Here is a 20566-nt window from a genome sequence, read left to right on the forward strand (position 1 = left end):
AAACGTTTTGCCGGAATTTCACCGGTAACGTTACCGAAAACGTCCGTGATTTCTTATATTCGGGCATATGCGCCGACACTATGCTACGATAAAAGATATCGCCCGGGCGTTGAATATATCTGTATCAACGGTTTCACGGGCGCTGCGGGACACTTATGACGTGAATGCCGAAACCCGGCAGATGGTACTGGACAAGGCGGCAGAACTGAATTACCGGCCCAACTTCAATGCCACCGGCCTGGTAAAAAACAGTTCCCATAACGTGGCGGTGTTACTGCCGGCCATCACCAACTACTATTTCTCTACGGTATTTACCGGTATACAGGAAGTAGCCTACCGTCATGGCTATAACCTTATCCTGCATGTGACCAATGACGATGCGGAGCGGGAGCTGAACATCATCCGCAGCCTCTCTTTCAGCAGCCTCGACGGCATGCTGGTATCTGTATCGTCGCAGGCAGATGCCTGTGACCATTTCCAGGAAATTATAGATGACGGAGTGCCGGTCGTGTTTTTTGATCGTGTAGCCGAACATGTTGGTACCAGCAAGGTAATGCAGGACGATTACAACGGCGCTTTCGAAGCCACCGAACACCTGATCGCCAAAGGATACCGCCGCATTGCGCACCTGGCAGGGCCACAGGGACTAACCTTTACGGCCAACCGGCTGCAGGGCTACCTGGATGCGTTGCGTAAACATAAATTGCCGGTGCAGGAATCGTGGATCATTCACTCCGGCTTCGGACAGGAAAGCGGATACCAGGATTTTCAGCAGCTTTGGGAGCTGCCGGAAAAACCAGACGCCATTTTTGCGGTCAACGACCGTAAGGCTGTCGGCGCCATGCTGGCCATGAAAGAAATGAAAATCATTCCGGGCAAAGAGGTGGGCGTGATCGGCTTCACCAACGATCCGGTATCAGCGATCATCTCCCCATCTCTCAGCACCATCGCAGAACCGGCCTATGAGATCGGCAGGGTAAGTTGCCAGCTGCTGCTGAATCATATCCGGAAAAAGAATTTCGTAGCGGAGGAGGTAGTGCTGCCGGGGAAATTGATAGAAAGGGAGTCCACGCAGCGTAATAGGTAAACTTCAATAATATGATAACGGTAAACATTGCAGGCTTACACTCAGGTAAAATCACCATGTAGAAATGAAACAAATGTTGCCCCTGTATCTCTGTCTGGTTTTCCTAACGGCTTGCAACATTACGCCAGTCGGGCCAGTGGAAGAACTATCGAGGAGTTATTGTCCTGATAGCAGTAAATATCTGTTGTTCTATCAGCGTCAGCAAGGCGCCTGGGATGGTGACCATGCCTGCCTGGTTACCGCCATGACAGCCATTGATACTTTAACAGCTACCGAAAAACTACCTTCTGTAGCGGTTTATTATTTAGACAGTGTTTATTGGCAAGAAAACGACTCAGCAGTGGTACTGGAAAAGTATACCGCATCTGTTCACAAGGAGCAACCGCCTTCCCGTGACACCATGATCAGGGGAATTAGCATACAAGTCCGGTATCATTAGCTATTCCGCCAGTTCTTTCACCCTATATTTTACAATCTTTTTAATCAGCGCTGCCGGCAGCGGCTTGTCTACCGGAAACTGGATAGCGCCTTTCGATGTTTTGTAAGCAGTTAAATCGTCCTGGAAGATATCGATGGCGCCACCACCGGGGTAAAAGCCGATATGGCTTTTATAACCGGCAAACCATACCAGCACTTTATTCTGCTTAAACGCTGGTATGTTATAACTGATCACTTCTGTAGCTTTGGGCGCCGCTTTGCGGATGATTTCCCGGATCTCCTGCGCCTTTGCAATGCTGGTTTCCGGCAGCGTGGCCAGGTATTCGTCGGTAGTAGTGAATTTAGTTCCCATCGTCGTTCAGTTGTACTGCAAACTTACAAATACTGCCGCAGCGGCACGCGGTGTCAATACGACAAATACAGGGGCATATGCCGCCATAAATGATTATTTTGGGAAACCTATTTTGATACAGATGACAAACAGCCAACAACCTAAGATCAGCCTTATCACCGGCGCCAGCAGCGGCATCGGTTATGCAATTGCGCGCGCCCTGGCGGCAGACGGCCATACCGTGGTGATTACCGCCCGCCGCCGGGAGCGGCTGCAGGAACTGGAGGCCGCCCATGTGAGGGTGATGCCCGGCGACCTCACCGATCCCGTTTTCCAGGAACAGGTGGTCAATACCGTTTTTGACGCCTACGGCCGCTGCGACTATCTCTTTAACTGCGCCGGCAGCATTGAAGCCGGCCCGATTGAAAGTATTGACATTGATAAGATGTCGGCCATGATGCGGCTGAACGTGGAAGCGACTTTCCGGCTGACTTACCTGGTGTTGAAACGTTTCAAGGCACAGGGCTCCGGACATGTGATCAACCTGTCGAGTGTGATGGGAACGAAAGTACGGCCTACGGCCGGCGCTTACGCGGCCACCAAGTTCGCTATGGAAGCGCTGTCCGAAGCACTGCGGATGGAGCTGGCAGGTACCCCCATCAACATCTCCTGTATAGAACCCGGACTGGTGATGACGGAACTGCACAAAGACTGGGCCGTGCATCCCAGGGAAAGTATGGGCATCCATGACCCCCTCACCGTAGCGGATGTCGTACGTACGGTGAAGTTCATTTTGGAACAACCAGCACATGTGCGTATCCCTAAACTGATGATCCTTCCGGGCCACCACCAGATATAAGTTATGGAGTCACCACCACTTTGCCGCGGGTGCTGCCGCTGGCGATCTGCTGATGTGCTTTCGCCATGTCGGCGAACGGGTAAGTGGCGGATACATGAGAGACCAGCTTTCCGCGTTCCAGCAGGTCTGCCAGCGACTGCATGTCTTTCCCGCTGGACGCCACCATGATAAAATAGCCGTTTTTATTCTGAGCGGCGGCCTTCTCTCCCACTGCCTCCCGCAATCCGCTGGGCAGGCTGATGATGGTGCCCTGTGGCCGCAGCGTTTTCAGGGAACGGTCAATGTATTCTCCGCCCATCGTGTCCAACACGAAGTCAAGGTCATGATAATGTTCTTCAAACGGAGCTGACCTGTAATCGAAGTGTTCATCGGCCCCGAGTCCCAGCACAAAATCACGATTGGCTGCGGAAGCGGTTCCGATCACATACGCGCCTGCCGCTTTGGCCAGCTGCACCGCGTAATGCCCTACACCGCCGGCAGCTGCATGTATCAGCACTTTATCTCCGGGATGAATGGTGGTGCTTGCCAGCGCCTGCAACGCTGTCAACGCCGCCAGTGTAGCCGCGGCGGCCTCCTCATAGGAAATGCCTGCCGGTTTAAGCGCCAGTTGCTCCGCCGGCGCCGCTACGTATTCCGCGTACGCTTTACCATGACCGGGAAAATTGACCATCCCAAACACCTCGTCTCCCTCTTTGAACAACGGAGAATGAGAGGCGGTGACGATACCAGCGATATCCCATCCCAGGATAATCGGGTCTTCTGCCTGTAATTTGGCAAACATTGCTTTACCGCTGCGGGTCTTTACATCTACCGGGTTGATGCTGATGGCTTTCACCTGTACCAATACTTCCCCCGTTGCGATCTCCGGCTCCGGCAAGGTGGTATGCACCAGCTGGTCAACCTCTCCCGCTCCTTTTAATATGATTGTTTTCATGGTGTCGAAATTGTTTTGTTGCAAATGTAAGTCGCCCACCGCCCCATTTTGCTGTACAATGCTGATATAAATCTGTAAAAATTCCAGATACCCGATAAAAAAAGCGGCCCGGAAAACCAGGCCGCCCGTGGATGTATATTCGTTCACTTTAAAACGTTTTGATGTCTTCACCGAGATCGTATACCGGCACCTGTTTTTTCAATGCGCTGGCCACGATACTGCTGCCTGCGGCACTGCGGTAACCGCCGGCGCAATGCACGACGATGGGCTTGCTCAACGGTATTTCGTGTGCCCGTTCCCGTAACTGGTCCAGCGGAATGGCAATGGAGCCGGGCAATAAAGCCCCCGCCTGAATTTCGTTGTCCATGCGTACATCTACGATGGTGAATGCTTCCGGGTGTTTGCGGAGCTCGTCCAGCGGCACGGGGGCCATCGTCTCGGAGCCTCCGGAATAAACTGTTCCGCCGCGTATCATACTTTCATAGCCGATGCTGGCCGCTCTGCGCAGCGCTTCCTTCAGCTGCGTCATATCTTCCGCTATCAGATAAAACATTTCACCCGGCGTCACCACACTGCCCAGCCACGTTTCAAACTTTCCTGTCAGCTGCAGGTTGATGGCATGCAGCAAATGACTTTGTTTAAAGGCTGCCGCCGGACGGGTGTCCACCAGCAGCACATCGCCTTTCATCGCAGCGTCGGGCGTGATCACCACTACCTGTCCCAGGGAAGCCATCATGGCTGGCGCCCCTTTCCGGTTGATGTCCACATCATACGGGAAATACTTGGGGATATACGGCTGCTGGGACAACAGCTCGGCCACAAAAGCGTCTTCTGTATAGTCCTGCAAGCTCCAGTTGGTCAGTTTCTCTGCGCCAATAGTACTGTGATTGGCTTCCCCCAGCGATTTACCGCACAGCGTGCCGGCGCCGTGGGCGGGATACACCAGGGTATCGTCCGGCAGCGTCATCAGTTTCTCCCGCAGGGAATGGTACATCTGCCTGGCCAGGTCTGCCCGGGTAGCGGTCAGATTACCTGCTTTCTCACGCAGGTCAGGCCGGCCGCAATCGCCGATGAACAGCGTATCACCGGTAAACACCGCTTTCACAACGCCTTTTTCCTCCAGCACAATGCTGATGCTGTCCGGCGAATGGCCCGGCGTATTCAGGGCTTTGAATGTCAACTCCCCTGTTTGTATCGTATCTCCTTCATCGAAAGCCGTATGCGGGTAAGCGGCGCCTACCAGCGCGGAACAGTAGATGGTAGCCCCGGTGGTCTGATGCAGCTCCAGGTGACTGCTTACAAAGTCGGCATGCGGATGCGTCTCTATCACACCGGTGATTTTTGCGTTTTTCGCAGCGGCAAACTCCACATACGGCGTTACGTCCCTGGCAGGATCTATCAGTATGACGGTTCCCGCCTGTTCGCTGTACACAGCATAGGAATAATGGGACAGCCCCTTATCTTCAAATTGTCTGATCTCCATAACTATATATTTTTAATGCGGTAATTGATCACGGAAACGGCCATACACCCAGGTACCGGCGATGGCACTCAGCAAAGTAACGGCGACTACGGTGGTGCCTACACCGATCTGGGCGAACAGCGGGCCCGGACAGGCGCCGGTGATAGCCCAGCCCAGGCCGAACATCAAACCACCATAGATTTGTCCTTTGTTGAATTTTTTAGGTTGAAACACAACGGTTTCTCCCTCCAGTGTTTTGATATTGTATTTTTTGATGAGCCACACTGATAACATGCCCACCATGACTGCACTGCCGATAACACCATACATATGGAAGGACTGCAGCCGGAACATTTCCTGGATACGGAACCAGCTGATCACTTCTGCTTTCACAAAAATGATCCCGAACAAAGTGCCGATCACCAGGTATTTTAATTGACTAAACCACGTATTCATAAAAAGTCAGCATTACAATGAAAGAATAAAAGGCAGTATCAGATTAGCCATTACAAAACCGCCTATCATAAAACAGATGGTGGCTACCAGTGAAGGCCATTGCAGCGTGGAAAGCCCCATGATGGCATGACCGCTGGTACAACCACCGGCGTAACGGGTGCCGAAGCCCACCAGGAAACCGCCGCCGACCATCATCAGCAGGCCGCGGACGGACAGCAACGCTGGCCAGTTGAACAGCTGGCCGGGCACCAGCGAATGAAAATCTGTAATACCATATTGCGCCAGGTCTGTCACCAGTTTGGGATTCACCGCCACCGGCGCCGGATTGACCAGCAGCGATCCTGCGATGATTCCTCCTAACAGGATACCCGCTACGAAAAGAAGGTTCCACACTTCCTTCTTCCAGTCATACTGAAAAAAAGGCACTTTAGCGGGTATACATGCCGCACAGATATGCCGCAGCGAAGAACTGATACCAAAAGATTTGTTACCCACGAGCAGCAACACCGGCACAGTGAGACCGATCAGCGGTCCTGCGATATACCAGGGCCAGGGTTGTTGTAAAAATTCAAGGATTGTCATTATGATGATATGTGTTTGTGTTACAAAGGTGTAGCAATACATTCACGAATATGGTGACAATTGTTACACAAGCTTTTTCTTATTTCAGCACTGTTTCGAGCAGGATGATGTAAACGCCCATGACCAGTACAAACCAACCGAAACCGCGCTTGAGCTTTCCGCCCGGTATCCTCCGGGAAAGCAGCCCGCCGCCGATCACCCCTGCCACGGCAATGCCGGTCAATGTCAGCAGCAGCGGCCAGTTGATGCCAGCATGGCCGGTGTCGCCCATAAAGCCGATCAGCGTGCTCATGGCCATGATCATCAGGGAGGTGCCTACCGCCGTTTTCATAGGCAGGCCGGCCATTATGATCAGTGCCGGAATGATAAGAAATCCGCCACCGGCGCCCAACAGGCCGGTCACAAAGCCAATCAGCAGGCCGTAGAGCGCCAGCCGTATTTTACCGGCAGGCCCCATCGGCCTCACGGTCTGCGGTGCTGCGGTCCGCCCCAGGATCATGGAGAAAGACGCCAGCAGCATCAGGCCGGCAAACAGCAGCATGACCGCCAGTTCCCGGGTGACCATCCAGTCGCCGATGCGGAACAGCTCCGCCGGCAGGGCCGGCATCACATAACGCCTTGTCATCCATACCGCCACAATGGTGGGTATGCCAAACAGCAACGCCACCGGCACATTGACCTGTTGTTTCCGGTAGCTGCCTACCGCGCCCACCAGGCTGGTGGCGCCTACGATAAACAGCGAATAGGAAGTGGCAGCCGCCGGGGTGATACCAAAAAGGTACACCAGCACCGGGAGGGTCAGTACAGACCCACCGCCGCCAATGAGTCCCAATGATACGCCTATCAGCGCTGCAGCGATATAACCTATAATTTCCATTTGTTACATATTTGCTTTACTATCCATACAAAAGTACGGACCCGCCAAAGCAAACTCTGTGACTTAGGTTACACAGGCAATACTTCTATAGAATTCCTGTTGAGTTTGACAATGCCTTTCTGTTCAAGTTTTTTTAGTAAACGGGAAACGACTTCCCTGGACGAGTTGAGATCAGCAGCGATCTCCTGGTGGGTTAATTTCAATTCCTGTGTGCCCAGTTTGGTGGCCTGGGAGCGGATATAGGATAAAAGACGCTCGTCCATATTTTTAAATACGGTGCTGTCCAATACGCTCAGCACCTCTTCGAAACGGCGGCGGTACGATTCTATCACAAACTGGTACCAGCTCTTGTGATCCTTCATCAGCGCCTCCATATACCGTACAGGTATCATCAATACCACGGAGTCTTCCACGGCTTTGGCCATCACCTCGCTCGCTTTTCCGGAAGCCACACATACCATGGAAATGGCACAGGCATCACCCGGTTCCAGATAATACATAAAAAATTCACCTATATCTTCGCCTTCGCGGTACAATTTGATCCTGCCTTCCAGCACCAGCACCGTATATTTAATGTACTGGCCCTGCTGCATCAGCACCGTACCGGCAGGTACCGTCTGCAAGGCGCCTATCTCCGACAGATGTGTTTTCAACGCATTGTCCAGTGCGGGAAAATGAGCGTTGAGGTATTCCAGAATATCCGATTTAGCATCCATAGTACGCGCGATATGGCTACAAGGTACAAAAAAGCCCGCGATCAGAACGCAGCACAGACATCATCACAAAAAAATATAAAAGAACTTAAAATTATATAACAACCATTCCGCTCCTTACGGCTACTTTTGTCTGCATGAAGAAAGTCCTCACACTCATTTTACTGCTGCTGTACGTTGGCACCTCCACCGGCGCCACGTTCCACATGCACTACTGCATGGGCAAGCTGGTAAAAATAGAACTGTGGCATGGGGACAAGAAAAAATGCAGCCACTGTGAGACAGACCTGAGCAAGGGATGCCCGAAAAAATGCTGCAAGGACGAGCATAAGACCGTGAAACTGGAGAAAGACCAGAAGGTGACCGTTCACGCCCTTCCTTTCCTGCAGATGCCTGTAGCAGACATTCCTGCGAGCTATGTGCAGCTGCCGGCTGCCAGGATAGTGCCGCTGGCGACAGCACACCCGGTGAGCCATGCGCCCCCCTATAGCAGTAAGGTCCAGCCCTATATACTACATTGTATTTTCCGCGTGTGATACCCCTCTCCACAGAATGGCAAGCCTGCCGTTACTGATTTACTACCCTTTTATTACTGTTTTTTCCCGGGAGATAACTGACTCCTCCGTGTGACGTATAGCCTGTGCCGTTATACCCGCCTGCCGGTATATGCAGTCTCCGACAGACCTTGTGCCTGCAGCGGTTTCTGTTATCTTCTGGTACCCATTGAACTAACATATATGGTACATCGAATTATCGAATGGTCGCTGCGCAACCGCTTCATTGTGCTGGTACTGGCCACCGCCCTGTTTGCCTGGGGCATTTATGCCGTCAAAAAAAATCCTATCGACGCTATTCCCGATCTGTCTGAAAACCAGGTGATCGTATTTACCGAATGGATGGGCCGCGGTCCGCAGCTGATAGAAGACCAGATCACCTATCCGCTGGTGACCAACCTACAGGGGCTGCCCAAAATCAAATATGTGCGCGGTTCCTCCATGTTCGGCATGAGCTTTATCTATGTCATCTTCCACGATGATGTAGACATCTACTGGGCCCGTGAAAGAGTGCTGGAAAGGCTCAGCACCGTATCCCGTACCCTGCCTGCCGGCGTGTCGCCGCAGCTGGGGCCGGACGGCACCGGCGTGGGCCATATCCTCTGGTATACGCTCGACGCCCCGCAGATGGACCTCGGCGAGCAACGCGCACTACAGGACTGGTACGTTAAATTCGCCCTGCAAAATGTGGAGGGCGTCAGTGAAATCGCCTCCTTCGGCGGCTTCCAGAAACAATACCAGATCACCGTAGATCCCAATAAACTGCTGTACTACCGTCTTTCCGTACCGGAAGTGATCAACGCCATCCGGACCAACAACAACGAGTCCGGCGGCCGCAAATTTGAAATCAGCGACATCGGCTATATCATCAAAACCTCCGGCTACCTGAAGTCGGCCGAAGAAATCGCCGACATACCCGTCAAAACCCAGAACAGCATCCCGATACGTGTAGCCGATGTAGCCACCGTGCAGATGACCGGCGAAACGCGCCTCGGCATCTTCGACCAGGACGGCGAGGGAGAACGTGTAGGCGGCATCGTGGTGATGCGCTACGGTGAAAACGCCGCAGAAGTGATCGATCACGTAAAAGCCAAAATGAAAGAAGTCGCCAAAGGTCTCCCCGAAAACGTGAAGTTCGATATCGTGTACGACCGCGGAGAGCTGATCAAAGAATCCGTAGACTCCATCCGGCACACGCTGATCGAAGAAATGATCGTGGTGTCCGTGGTAGTGATCATCTTCCTGTTCCACTGGCGCAGCGCCCTCAGCATCATCATACAGATACCGATCACCCTGGCCGCCAGCTTCCTGCTGCTCAACGCCTTCGGCATATCCTCCAATATCATGTCGCTCACCGGTATCGCACTGGCCATCGGCGTGATCGTGGACAACGGGATCATCATGAGTGAAAACGCTTATAAACATCTGTCCGAACGGTACGCCAGCTGGCAGGAACAACAAAAAAACAAATAACATGAACTGGCTGAAAAAGATATTCAAGAAAACACCACAGTGGATCAGCGAAGAAGAAAGACTGAAAGTCATCGAACAGTCCAGCAAGCAGGTGTCGCGCGGCGTGTTTTTCGCTACCATCATCATCATCACCTCTTTTCTGCCGGTGTTTATGCTCACCGGGCAGGAAGGTAAGCTGTTCCACCCGCTGGCCTATACGAAAACATTTATCATGATCATGGACGCCCTGCTGGTGATTACGCTGGCGCCGGTCCTGATCTCTTTCTTCATGAAAGGTAAATTCCGGCCGGACAATGCCAATCCGGTCAACCGTATACTGGAACGCATATACGAACCTGTTATCAAAGGCGTATTAAAATGGCGCAAGACCACCATCGCCATCAATGTCATCGCGCTGGTGATCACCATTCCCCTGCTAAAAAGCCTTGGCAGCGAGTTTATGCCGCCGCTGGACGAGCAGAGCATCCTCTTCATGCCGGTGACGCTGCCCGACATCTCCAACGCAGAAGCCAAACGTATCCTGCAGGTGCAGGACAAAATCATCAAATCCGTACCGGAAGTGGAGAAAGTGCTGGGAAAAGCCGGCCGCGCCAGCACCGCTACCGACAACTCCCCTATCAGTATGATCGAGACCATTATCATGCTGAAACCCAAATCACAATGGCGGGAAGGCAAAACGAAGAAAGACATCATCGACGAGCTGGATAAAAAGCTGCAGATACCCGGCGTGGTAAACGGATGGACACAGCCTATCATTAACCGTATCAACATGCTGGCCACCGGCATTCGTACAGACGTAGGCGTGAAGGTATACGGCCAGCAGCTGGACACCATCGCCGCCGTTTCCGAAAAAGTGAGAAAAGCGCTGGAAGGCACCCCCGGTATCACCGACCTGTACGTGGAACCCGTTACCGGCGGCAAATACCTCGATATCACCGTTCGCCGCGCCGACCTGGCCCGTTACGGCCTCAACGTAGACGATGTGAACCAGACCGTGGAAACCGCCCTGGGCGGCGCCCCCATCGGCAATACCATCGAAGGGCGGCAGCGTTTCTCCATCAGCGTGCGGCTGGCGCAGGACTACCGCAACAGCGTAGAGCGCATCCGCCGCATCCCCATTATGTCTGCCGCCATGGGCGAAGTACCTTTGTCCGCCGTCGCCGATGTGAAATTCACCGACGGTCCGCCGATGATCACCTCCGACAACGCCATGCTGCGTGGCGCCGTACTGTTCAACGTACGTGGCCGCGACCTCGGCAGCACCGTACAGGAAGCCATCAAAAAAATGGGACAGGCGCAGGGCATCCTGCCACAGGGCTACTACCTGGAATGGAGCGGCCAGTATGAAAACCTCATCCGCGGCCAGCAGACATTACTGTGGATAGCGCCGGTGGTGCTGGTCATCATATTTTTCTCCCTCTACTTCGCCTTCCACTCTATCCGCGAAGCATTCCTCAGCCTCATCACCGTGCCTTTTGCCCTTATCGGCGGCGCCTATATGATTTATTTCTGGGGCGTAAACCTGTCCGTGGCCGTAGCCGTAGGTTTCATCGCCCTCTTCGGCATCGCGGTGGAAACAGGCATCGTGATGGTCATCTACCTCAACGACGCCATGCAGCAGCTGGTGAAACAGAAAGGCAACAGTGCTGAGACCATCACCCGGGAAGACCTTCGGACCCACGTCATCTACGGCGCTGCCAAAAGGCTCCGTCCCAAACTGATGACGGTCTGTGTGTCCCTCTTCGGCCTGGTGCCCGTACTGTGGGCCAACGGCGTAGGCACCGATGTGATGAAACCCATCGTACTGCCCATGATCGGCGGCGTGCTCACCTCCTCCACGCATATCCTGCTGGTGACACCCTTGATCTTCCTCATGACAAAAGAATATGAACTGCGTAAGCACGGTAAACTGGAGATACATGAAGTACATCACTAAATATAAACACATAGAGGATTTGCACGCAAAGACGCGAAGCAGCAAAGGCGCAAAGATTGTATCCGGTTTTTTAATGCTGGTGATGTCTTTGGTGACAACTGCTGCTCCTGCGCAACAGGCGCCGGTACTATCGCTGCAAAACATCCTGCAGAAAATAGACGGCAACAACGTGTTGCTGCAATCCTACGGCCTGAAAGCGGAGAGCTACCGCCACAGCGCAGAGGCAGCCACCGCCTGGATGGCCCCTATGGTGGGCGCCGGCACCTTTATGACACCCTATCCCGGACAGATGCTGATGGACGACCGCGATAAAGGCAGCCTGATGCTGCAGCTGGAGCAGGACATTCCCAATCCGGCCAAACTGGCCGCCAAAAAGCGTTACATCGCTTCACAGGGCAACGTGGAAATGGCTACCCGCGGTATTACGCTCAACGAACTAAAGGCACAGGCCAAACGCCTGTACTATACGTGGATCGTAGCGCAACAGAAAATCCGGGTGCTGCAGGAGAATGAAAAAATCATGCAGACCATGCAGAAAATCGAAGAAGTGCGGTTCCCCTACAACCAGTCACAACTCAGCGGCGTATATAAAACCGCCGCCAAACTGGAAGACAACCGCAACATGATCCGTATGCAGGAAGGTACCATTGCCAAAGCACGCTCCTGGCTCAACAGCCTGATGAACGCCCCCGGTAACCAGTCCTTCGATATCGACACCGCTTTTCAGCCCGTCTTTGAACAGGCGTCCTCTTATGATACCGCCTCACTGGCTGCCGTACGGCAGGACGTGATGAAGATGAACGAGAGCATCCGTTCCATGCAGCTCAACGCAGAAGCCATGAAGCGGGACAAGAAGCCTGATTTCAAAATACGCTTCGACCACATGCAGCCGCTGGGCGGTATGATGCCAAAGGCTTTCAGCGCCATGGGCATGGTGAGCATCCCCATTGTTCCGTGGGCATCCAAAATGTACAAGTCGGGCATTAAATCCATGGAATACAGTGTGGCAGCGATGGAGAAAGAGAAAGCCGCCATGTTGCAGGAAACACAGGGAATGCTGTATGGCATGCAGTACGAGATCCGTTCCATGCAGCAGCGTATCACCGCTATGGAAGACAAGATCGTGCCTTCCCTGCGCCAGACGCTGGATGCCGGTTTCCTGAATTACCAGGAAAATAAACAGTCGCTCTCCACCGTCATCGACGCATGGGAAGCGCTGACCATGATGCAGTCCAATATTCTGGACGAGAAACTGAAACTCTATGAAATGATCGTGGATTATGAGAAACAACTATATCGTTAATATCAATATCCTGTCTGTGACAACAATGGCGTTGCTGACGCTCGCCGCCTGCCAGCGCAAGCCCGCGCAGACACATGCTACCGGTCACGCACAAACGCCGGACAGCAGCATCACCGCGCTGACGCAGCCGGTCAATGCCCGTGTGATTGCCACCATCCCGGTAATCAAAGCCAGCAGCGGCACGCGTATCCACACCTCAGAAGTGAGCGGTGTCATTACCTATGATACCCGCCGGCAGACCAGCATCGCCAGTCGTGTAGGCGGCCGTATCGAGCGGCTGCTGATCAGATACAACTACCAGCCTGTCAGCAAAGGGCAGCTGATCATGGAGATCTATTCTCCCGACCTGGCGGCCGCGCAGCGGGAGCTACTGCTTGTCGCCAAACAGGAAAGTCCGTTGCTGGCCTCCGCCAAACAGCGTTTGCAGCTACTGGGCATGCAGGCCGGCCAGATAGAGCAGGTACTGAAAACAGGGCGTATCCTTTACCGTATCCCGGTGTACAGTAACGCCAACGGCTATATCCTGGAGCAGGGCAGCGCCGCCGCACCTGCAGCCATGGCTCCTGCCAGCACGGCAGCAGCACCCGCCGGCGACGGTATGGGCAACATGGGCGGTGGTGGCGGTGGCAGCGCTCCTGCACCCGCTACGCCCGCAGCGCCCGCCAATACGCCCGTGATGCTGCGCGAAGGACAGTATGTGAGCGCAGGGCAATCGCTCTTCACCATCTACCAGGCCGACAACCTCGTCGCTGAATTTGCGTTTCCATCTGCCCTGGCAGCGAAGATAAAACCGCAGCAACGCCTGCTGTTTTACCCGGTACATGATAAAAACGCTATGCAGCCCGGCACCATCGGACTGATAGAACCGGTATACCGTAGCGGCCAGAATTTCACGCTGGTGCGGGTATACCTGGGAGCGCATCATTTCCGGGCCGGACAGCTGCTCACCGGCAGCATACCGCTGGTTTACCGCGAAGGCTGGTGGCTGCCCGTCAAAGCCGTGTACCGCTCTGGCAACCAATCGCTCGTATTCCGTAAAACCAACGGCGCCTTTACGCCGGTGGCCGTGGAAACCGGCGCCGCCGTGGGTGGCATGGTGCAAGTCACCACCCCCATCGCCGACTGGGAAGTGGCCTCCAATGCCGCTTACCTCGTAGACAGCGAAAGTTTTATCAAAACACAACCTTAGCACATGGAAAGAAAACATTTCTTACGCAACATATTGCTGGTATCCGTAGCGCCTGCCGTATTGCTGGCCGCCTGCAAAGAAACCGGCAAACCTGCCGCACAGGCGGGCCCGCAGCCAACGTTCACCTGCCCCATGCATCCGCAGATCGTACAGAACAAACCCGGTACCTGCCCTATCTGCGGCATGGACCTGGTGCCGTTCGACAAAAGCAATAAAGACCATTCCCTCACGCTGGACAACAGCCAGATCGCCCTCGCCAATATCACCACCGTGACCATCGGCGCCGGTAACCTGGCCGGCTTCAAACAGTTGAACGGCCGGCTGGCCGTCGATCCGGAGAAGACCAATGTTATCTCCAGCCGTGTACCGGGGCGTGTGGAAGCGCTCTATGTGCGGGAAACCGGTGTGAAAGTCACCAAAGGGCAACCGCTGTACCGCATCTACTCCGAGCAGCTGGCAGCTCTGCAACAGGAATACCTGCTGGCCGCAGCACAAGCGCGACAGTTCCCGGAAGACGCCCGTTTTGCGCAGATAGAAAAAGGCGCCCGCCAGAAACTGGCGCTGTACGACCAGTCAGACGCCGCCATTCAACAGCTGTTGCAGTCGCAAAAAGTAAATCCTTACGTAACCTATCCCGCCACCCAGAGCGGTATCGTGTCCGAGCTATCCGTCACCGAAGGACAGTACGTCGCCGAAGGCGGCCCCGTGATGCGCCTCGAAGGGTATCAGCAGTTATGGGTGGAAGCGGACCTCTATCCCGCAGAAGCCGAAGCCGTTAAACCAGGACAGACCGTAAAAGTGATGGTGGCCGGCTGGGAGCAGGAACCGCAGCAGATGACAGTACAGTTCATCAACCCTGCCCTGCAGAGCGGCAGCCAGCTGATGCAGCTGCGCGGCACCATTCCCAACCCGGACAACCGCTGGCAGCCGGGACAGCAAGCCAGTATTTTGCTGCCCGTTAAAAGTAAAAACGACGTACTGGCGTTACCGGTAGATGCCGTTATCCGCGATGGCAAAGGTACCCACGTATGGATAGAAAAAAGCAAAGGCAAATTCGAGCCGCGCATGGTGACCACCGGCATGGAGAACTATGACGCCGTAGAGATCGCAGACGGTCTCGCCGCCGGCGATAAAGTAGTCGTCACCGGCGCCTACCTGCTGTACAGCGAATACATCCTGAAAAAAGGCGCAGACCCGCTGGCAGCAGCCGCCGGTCATCAACATTAAACGACCAACTGTTCATCATAAAAAACATCCACATGACATCATTCGTAAAAGCGGGCATACCCGTACTCTCCGCTCTCCTGCTGGCAGCCTGTGGCAACAGCGTATCCACCGGCAGCAACGCCGATTCCACCCATCAGCATCAGCCCGAACCGGCAGCCACTGCGGCAGCGCAGCCGGCAGCCCTTCAGCTGAAAGATGATCAGCTCAACGCCGTGTACCAGCAATACCAGCAGCTGTCGGAAGCCCTCGTGAAAGGTGATGCCGGCGCTGCCCGTATTGCCGCCAACGCCATCGAAGTGGGCGCCAAAGACCTTGCCGGCGGCGCACAGACCGCCAGCACCGCCGCCGCTATCGTAGCTGCAGCAGATATCGAAGCACAGCGTACCGCCTATGCATCACTGAGCAACGACCTGATCGCGCTGGTGAAAAAATCAGGCGTGAGCAGCGGCACCCTGTATGTGGACTTCTGCCCGATGGCCCTCAACGATAAAGGCGGCTACTGGCTCAGCACGGAGAAAGGCATCCAGAACCCCTACTTCGGTGACCAGATGCTCACCTGCGGAGAAGTAAAGGAAACGATTCAATAACATCTAACGTATACGCATGAAAACGATCATCATCAGCACCCTGACTATCACCACGCTGGCCTTCGCCGCCTGCAACAACCAACCAGCCAGCCATGAAGGCAGCCATACCGACAGCGCCGCCACCGCGCATCACCACGATGCCACACCGGCCGCCGCTGCGGATGTTACCACCGTAAAGCCGCAGTTCACCGACGTAGACCCGGCCATCGCCACGGCCATGAAAGGCGTGGTGAACGGCTACCTGCAACTGAAAAACAGCCTCGCCGCTGATGACGATGCCGCCGCCGCCAAAGCCGGAGAAACCATGAGCGCCGCACTGACGCAGGTGGACGCTTCCCGCTTCACGGCAGATCAAAAGAAAATTTACGATAACAACGAAGAAGACCTGAAAGAACACGCCGATCATATCAGCAAAAATGTGGGCAATATCGCTCACCAGCGGGAGCATTTCGTGATGATGAGCGATGATATGTTTGAACTGGTAAAAGCTTTCGGAGGAGGGCAACCGTTGTACCGCACACATTGTCCCATGTACGACCAGAATAAGGGCGCCTACTGGCTCAGCGAATCCGTCACCGTAAGGAACCCTTATATGGGAACTAAAATGGCCGACTGCGGGTCTGTAAAGGAAATGATCGACACAGGGAGACCATAAACAAGTCAACTTATTTCGTTATATTAGAAGCGTCCCGGGGCTTTTTCGCCCCGGGATAAATAGCTATGAAAAAAGGTAAATTGATCGCGGGCGCATTGTTGCTCATTTTCGCCGGCATACAGCTTTTCCGGCCTGTTAAAAACCAGGGGAATGATCAAACAGCTGACATCAGCAAGGTAATCTCCATACCGGACAGCATTCATACTCTCCTACAGCAAGCCTGTTACGACTGTCACAGTAACTACACGAACTATCCGTGGTATGCGGAAATCCAACCGGTGGCCTGGTGGCTCGACAACCATGTACAGGAAGGTAAAAGAGAACTGAACTTCCATGAGTATGGCAAATATACGCCCAAACGACAGGTGCATAAACTTAAGGAGATGAAAGAACAAATTGCCGAAGGCGAAATGCCACTGTCATCCTATACGCTCATACACCGGGAGGCCATCTGGACGCCTGCACAACAACAGGCTGTTATTGCCTGGATAGATAGCGCCATGGCAAAGTAACGCCCCTGACACTCAGGTAAATTTCAGCACACCGCAGGAGAAGATGGTCAGCAATAACAAGAGCTGAATAATATAATACAGGTTCAGCCGTGCCTTCAGCGGCTCCAGCGAAGTACTGACGTTATCATTGGAAGAGGCTGACTGCAGGACCGGTTTCATCTTCAGGCCCAGCCGTCTTCCCATTATTCCGTTGACGATCACCAGCAGGAACATGATCATCTTAATCCGGAACCATAACTGTTCCCCATAAACGCCATGTACCTGCGCCATCATGGCGATACCAGAAACCAGCAACAGTAACATGCCAATACCCATTGCCATAGGAAAACGGGCCGTGAGGTCGAGGATAGCTACGGCCCTTACCCGGTCAGCCACATAAATCTTCCAGAAACGGCGATTCGCTAAAAATCCTGCCAGGACAATGCCGGCCACCATGGACAGCCCGGTAATGTGCATCAGTAAACTCAATAAATAGGTGTTCATCTCGCTAAATTTTATACCTACAAAGGTCAGCCCTGCCCGCCTTTTACATTTACATTAAAAGGAGTCTTATTTATATAAAAAGGAATTAGATTTGTAAAAAAAGTACCATGCCGATGGAATGGGACGCCGCCGGGAACGGACGGCAAAAGCTCAACACCGACGAACCGGATATCTATACGCCTCAGTTGCATGAAAACTCATCTGAGGTATCAGCGCAATTTGGCCAAGGGAAGATATCCACCTGGCAGTTTGATGGTATCCGCATGATCAGAAGCGACTGGGAATACAACAGCCGTAGCCAGTTGACCTGGCAGACCGAAGCTGATATGGTCCACCTGCATTTTATTCTGAAAGGAGACCTGGTCATGGAGCCGGTTGAGGGAAAGACGCCACTGCACTTCACCACCAATACGCACAATATGCTGTATAATAAGATGGTGCCAGGCGTACTTAATATTCAGGAGCTCGAAGCTTCTGCATTTATCCTCCAATTTTCCAAAGAACTCTTTCTTCAGCTGACCGAACATTCAGACGAAGTGCTACAACGGTTTGCCGATAAAGTACTGAACGGTCAACGCAGCACACTTTCTCCCCGTTCCATGCCTATTACGCTTCCCATGCAGCAAACCATCAATGCAATCCTGCATTGCGGCTACCAGGGCGGCATCAAAAAAATGTTCCTTTATTCCAAAGCTATTGAGATGCTGGTATTGGAGGCGGCTGCCTATCAGGAATATCACCACCCTAAAAACTCCGTTGTACGGACGGCCTATGACCGTGACCGGCTGCAGTTCGCCCGCGAGCATCTGGCACAAAACCTGGAGAACCCTCCTACCCTCTCTGCGCTGGCCAAACTGGCAGGGCTCAACGAATATAAACTCAAACACGGCTTTAAAGAGCTGTTCCATACCACCGCCTTCGGCTTTGTGGCCGAACAAAGGCTGGACCTTGCCCGCACTTATCTGCTGGACCAGCATAAGACCATCGGCGAAATTGCCAATATGCTGGGATACTCTTCTATCCAGCATTTCAGTACTGCATTTAAAAAGAAGTTTGGCTGTTCACCGAATAAAGCGAGATGACTTTACGCCGGCTATTACCCTATATTGCACTAACTGTTTTGTTAGCCGGTATTTACTGGCTGACGATAATCATTCCCGCCTCCTGGTTTGACAGCGGGCCTTTTGGCGCTTATCGGCAGCGAATTCAGTTACAGGGAGAGATTTTACTACTTTTGTTACCCGCCTGTCTGCTTATCGTCAACACACTGGAAATACTGACAGTTGCGTCCGACTCCTTTCTGCTCCGGTTACTAAAATCACTTTTCACGATCGTATTTACTTATCTGATGATGGCCACGTTATGGCAACTGGCCTTACGGCCTGCTGCCAACTTTTTCGGACCACATCGCGTATCTCCTTACTTTACCTGTGCGTTGGCTGTGGTGTTTACAATATGCCTTATTATTTGCCTCGAGATATTGCAGCGTATCCTGTTCCGCTTTATCAAAAAAGCGACTATTGCCCGGTATATCCCCCGTTTGCTCCGGATGGATTAATCTCCATAAAATTACCAAGAGCCCCTTTTTTCATTCCCTCCATTTTCCGGTTCACCCCCCATTTTTTCCGGTTCACCCTGATTGTCGGCGGGAGATCGTCTGTAATCGGCCACATTTGCTCTTTATAAAGAAAAAATGATGGCAATGACACACCAACGAAGCAACATAAGAAGCAGACGACTGATCCCGGGGCTGATCATGGCCTGCCTGTTGCCAGCTGCTCTCAGCAGCTGTGGTAATAAAGCCGGCGCCGAAACTGCCGGTATGGAAACTCCTGTGCCCGAACTGCCGGTGATGACCCTGGATACCACTACCGCGATGACCACCAGCGATTACTCCGCCTTGCTGGAGGGTAAGGTGAATGTTGATATTCGTCCGCAGGTAGATGGTTATCTCGATAAAATCTTTGTAGACGAAGGCAGCTATGTAAAAGCAGGTCAACCGCTGTTCCAGATCAATGAACAGACTTACCGCGAACAGCTCAACAAAGACATCGCCAGTCTGCATGCCATGGAGTCCGCGCTGAATGCGGCCCAGCTGGAGGTAGACAAAGTAAAACCGCTGGTAGATAACAAAGTGATGGCCGAAATGCAGTTAAAAACAGCGCTCGCCACCCTTCAAACCGCTAAAGCCAATGTAGAACAGGCCAAAGCGGCGGTAGCATCTTCCCGTATCAACGTAGGCTTTACCCTGGTCAAAGCGCCGGTGAGCGGCTACATCGGCCGCATCCCTAAGCGGATCGGTAATCTCGTTGGCAAAGGCGACGCCGCTCCACTCACCACCCTGTCCGACATCAGCGAAGTATATGCCTATTTCTCCATGAGCGAAAATGACTTCATGAACTTCAGCAAAGGTGCTTCCGGCGCTACTTTACAGCAGCAGCTGAAACTACTGCGCCCGGTAACGCTGGTCCTCTCCAACGGGGAAACTTACAGCCATAAAGGGCGTATCGAGATGGTAGACGGCCAGTTCAACAGGACCACCGCCGCTATCAGTCTGCGTGCCACCTTCCCCAACCCGGCTTCCCTGCTGCGTTCCGGCAATACCGGAAAAGTAAGGGTAGAGCAGCTCTTCAGCGGGGTGATACAGGTACCGCAGGCAGCAACGCTGGAAATGCAGGACAAGGTGTTTGTGTACCAGGTGGCCGACAGCAACAAAGTAGTGCGCCGTATTCTTGACCTGGCAGGACGTAGCGAAGAGAACTTCATCGTCCGCGACGGCGTGAAAAGAGGCGATAAGATCGTGACCGCCGGTATCGAGACCCTGATAGAGGGTACTGTGGTAAAACCGGCCGCCGGCAGTAAAGATACCGTTGCCCCGGCAGCGGGAAAATAAATCCAAAGTAATAGA

Annotated in this window: 23 protein-coding genes; 15 read left to right on the forward strand and 8 right to left on the reverse strand. The window is 53.4% G+C overall.

The features are described 5' to 3' along the window. The first annotated feature begins 67 nt into the window (after positions 1-67). Positions 68-1087 carry a LacI family DNA-binding transcriptional regulator gene (locus tag B5D63_RS32690; RefSeq protein ID WP_078673105.1) on the forward strand — a complete coding sequence of 340 codons (1020 nt, stop codon included), beginning with the start codon at positions 68-70 and terminating at the stop codon, positions 1085-1087. A gap of 64 nt (positions 1088-1151) precedes the next feature. Continuing rightward, a complete protein-coding gene (locus B5D63_RS32695; RefSeq protein WP_078673106.1) occupies positions 1152-1526 on the forward strand; it encodes a hypothetical protein in 375 nt (124 codons plus the stop codon). On the opposite strand, the gene B5D63_RS32700 is transcribed toward B5D63_RS32695, so the two are convergent. After that, on the reverse strand, positions 1527-1877 hold the full coding sequence (locus B5D63_RS32700; RefSeq protein ID WP_078673107.1) for an iron chaperone: 351 nt from the start codon (positions 1875-1877) through the stop codon (positions 1527-1529). A 121-nt stretch (positions 1878-1998) separates the two neighbouring features. Here B5D63_RS32700 and B5D63_RS32705 point away from each other — a divergent pair, with 121 nt between their 5' ends. Next, complete coding sequence (locus B5D63_RS32705) at positions 1999-2715, forward strand: SDR family oxidoreductase (RefSeq protein WP_078673108.1); 717 nt, start codon at positions 1999-2001, stop codon at positions 2713-2715. A 1-nt stretch (position 2716) separates the two neighbouring features. On the opposite strand, the gene B5D63_RS32710 is transcribed toward B5D63_RS32705, so the two are convergent. From B5D63_RS32710 to B5D63_RS32735, 6 genes are all read right to left on the reverse strand, one after another. Next, on the reverse strand, positions 2717-3649 hold the full coding sequence (locus B5D63_RS32710; protein ID WP_078673231.1) for an NADP-dependent oxidoreductase: 933 nt from the start codon (positions 3647-3649) through the stop codon (positions 2717-2719). Between the two features lie 148 nt (positions 3650-3797). Then, complete coding sequence (locus B5D63_RS32715; protein WP_078673109.1) at positions 3798-5132, reverse strand: MBL fold metallo-hydrolase; 1335 nt, start codon at positions 5130-5132, stop codon at positions 3798-3800. 12 nt (positions 5133-5144) lie between these two features. Continuing rightward, positions 5145-5567 (reverse strand): DUF6691 family protein, encoded by a 423-nt coding sequence (locus B5D63_RS32720; protein WP_078673110.1) that lies wholly within the window; start codon positions 5565-5567, stop codon positions 5145-5147. Positions 5568-5579: 12 nt separating this feature from the next. After that, the gene (locus B5D63_RS32725) at positions 5580-6149 is read right to left on the reverse strand and encodes a YeeE/YedE family protein (protein WP_200817149.1); all 570 of its coding nucleotides are present in this window, start codon (positions 6147-6149) and stop codon (positions 5580-5582) included. A gap of 79 nt (positions 6150-6228) precedes the next feature. Continuing rightward, positions 6229-7026 (reverse strand): sulfite exporter TauE/SafE family protein, encoded by a 798-nt coding sequence (locus B5D63_RS32730; RefSeq protein WP_078673111.1) that lies wholly within the window; start codon positions 7024-7026, stop codon positions 6229-6231. A gap of 68 nt (positions 7027-7094) precedes the next feature. Next, positions 7095-7742, reverse strand: coding sequence for a Crp/Fnr family transcriptional regulator (locus B5D63_RS32735; protein ID WP_078673112.1), 648 nt, complete (start codon positions 7740-7742; stop codon positions 7095-7097). A 134-nt stretch (positions 7743-7876) separates the two neighbouring features. Here B5D63_RS32735 and B5D63_RS32740 point away from each other — a divergent pair, with 134 nt between their 5' ends. The 9 genes from B5D63_RS32740 to B5D63_RS32780 all read left to right on the forward strand — a co-directional run bounded on the left by B5D63_RS32740 (position 7877) and on the right by B5D63_RS32780 (position 17175). Further along, positions 7877-8275: an HYC_CC_PP family protein gene (locus B5D63_RS32740; RefSeq protein WP_078673113.1), complete on the forward strand. Its 399-nt coding sequence runs from the start codon at positions 7877-7879 to the stop codon at positions 8273-8275. A gap of 201 nt (positions 8276-8476) precedes the next feature. After that, positions 8477-9766: an efflux RND transporter permease subunit gene (locus B5D63_RS35650; protein WP_078673114.1), complete on the forward strand. Its 1290-nt coding sequence runs from the start codon at positions 8477-8479 to the stop codon at positions 9764-9766. A gap of 1 nt (position 9767) precedes the next feature. Further along, positions 9768-11702, forward strand: coding sequence for an efflux RND transporter permease subunit (locus B5D63_RS35655; RefSeq protein WP_078673115.1), 1935 nt, complete (start codon positions 9768-9770; stop codon positions 11700-11702). Next, positions 11686-13005: a TolC family protein gene (locus tag B5D63_RS32755; RefSeq protein ID WP_200817150.1), complete on the forward strand. Its 1320-nt coding sequence runs from the start codon at positions 11686-11688 to the stop codon at positions 13003-13005. Before B5D63_RS35655 ends, B5D63_RS32755 begins: the two co-directional genes overlap by 17 nt. Continuing rightward, complete coding sequence (locus B5D63_RS32760) at positions 12983-14194, forward strand: efflux RND transporter periplasmic adaptor subunit (protein WP_078673117.1); 1212 nt, start codon at positions 12983-12985, stop codon at positions 14192-14194. Before B5D63_RS32755 ends, B5D63_RS32760 begins: the two co-directional genes overlap by 23 nt. 3 nt (positions 14195-14197) lie before the next feature. Next, positions 14198-15421, forward strand: a complete 1224-nt coding sequence (locus tag B5D63_RS32765; protein ID WP_078673118.1) for an efflux RND transporter periplasmic adaptor subunit — start codon at positions 14198-14200, stop codon at positions 15419-15421. 32 nt (positions 15422-15453) lie between these two features. Next, on the forward strand, positions 15454-16008 hold the full coding sequence (locus tag B5D63_RS32770) for a DUF3347 domain-containing protein (protein WP_078673119.1): 555 nt from the start codon (positions 15454-15456) through the stop codon (positions 16006-16008). 16 nt (positions 16009-16024) lie between these two features. After that, positions 16025-16663, forward strand: a complete 639-nt coding sequence (locus tag B5D63_RS32775; RefSeq protein ID WP_078673120.1) for a DUF3347 domain-containing protein — start codon at positions 16025-16027, stop codon at positions 16661-16663. Positions 16664-16728: 65 nt separating this feature from the next. Further along, positions 16729-17175 carry a heme-binding domain-containing protein gene (locus B5D63_RS32780; protein ID WP_078673121.1) on the forward strand — a complete coding sequence of 149 codons (447 nt, stop codon included), beginning with the start codon at positions 16729-16731 and terminating at the stop codon, positions 17173-17175. A 12-nt stretch (positions 17176-17187) separates the two neighbouring features. On the opposite strand, the gene B5D63_RS32785 is transcribed toward B5D63_RS32780, so the two are convergent. Further along, positions 17188-17658, reverse strand: a complete 471-nt coding sequence (locus B5D63_RS32785) for a DUF2214 family protein (protein WP_078673122.1) — start codon at positions 17656-17658, stop codon at positions 17188-17190. 107 nt (positions 17659-17765) lie between these two features. Here B5D63_RS32785 and B5D63_RS32790 point away from each other — a divergent pair, with 107 nt between their 5' ends. The 3 genes from B5D63_RS32790 (at position 17766) to B5D63_RS32800 (ending at position 20551) form a co-directional block, all read left to right on the forward strand. Continuing rightward, complete coding sequence (locus B5D63_RS32790; RefSeq protein ID WP_078673123.1) at positions 17766-18740, forward strand: helix-turn-helix transcriptional regulator; 975 nt, start codon at positions 17766-17768, stop codon at positions 18738-18740. Between the two features lie 38 nt (positions 18741-18778). Beyond that, complete coding sequence (locus B5D63_RS32795) at positions 18779-19216, forward strand: hypothetical protein (RefSeq protein WP_143313279.1); 438 nt, start codon at positions 18779-18781, stop codon at positions 19214-19216. 144 nt (positions 19217-19360) lie between these two features. Beyond that, positions 19361-20551, forward strand: coding sequence for an efflux RND transporter periplasmic adaptor subunit (locus tag B5D63_RS32800; RefSeq protein WP_078673125.1), 1191 nt, complete (start codon positions 19361-19363; stop codon positions 20549-20551). The last annotated feature ends 15 nt before the right edge of the window (positions 20552-20566 follow it).

Source organism: Chitinophaga eiseniae, assembly GCF_900167135.1.
GTDB lineage: Bacteria > Bacteroidota > Bacteroidia > Chitinophagales > Chitinophagaceae > Chitinophaga > Chitinophaga eiseniae.